Genomic DNA, 487 nt, shown 5'->3' with positions numbered 1-487 from the left:
TCGGACAAGGACGGCGACACGCTGACCTACAGCAAGGCCAACGACCCGCAGCACGGCACGGTGACGGTCAATGGCGACGGCACCTGGACCTATGTCCCGGGCCCGGACTACAACGGAACTGACAGCTTCACGGTGACGATCGACGACGGCAACGGCGGAACGGCGACGTCGACGGTGACGATCGGTGTGACGCCGGTCAACGACCCGCCGATTCCGGACGACCCGAGCAACCCGAACTTCGACCCGACGACCGGCAACTACAACGTGACGACGCCGGAAGACACCCCGGTCTCCGGTCGCGTGGTCGGCTCGGACAAGGACGGCGACACGCTGACCTACAGCAAGGCCAACGACCCGCAGCACGGCACGGTGACGGTCAATGGCGACGGCACCTGGACCTATGTCCCGGGCCCGGACTACAACGGAACTGACAGCTTCACGGTGACGATCGACGACGGCAACGGCGGAACGGCGACGTCGACGGTGA

Annotated in this window: 1 protein-coding gene; it reads left to right on the top strand. The window is 65.9% G+C overall.

All coding sequences use genetic code 11. From position 1 onward, the window contains the following. The coding region (locus ACLIIZ_RS21110) for a cadherin-like domain-containing protein (protein WP_416695677.1) at positions 1-487 on the top strand (487 nt) is incomplete at both ends.

This window comes from Azonexus caeni, assembly GCF_048146105.1.
GTDB classification, from domain to species: Bacteria; Pseudomonadota; Gammaproteobacteria; order Burkholderiales; family Rhodocyclaceae; genus Azonexus; species Azonexus aromaticus_B.
This window is presented reverse-complemented; position numbering and strand designations above follow the sequence as displayed.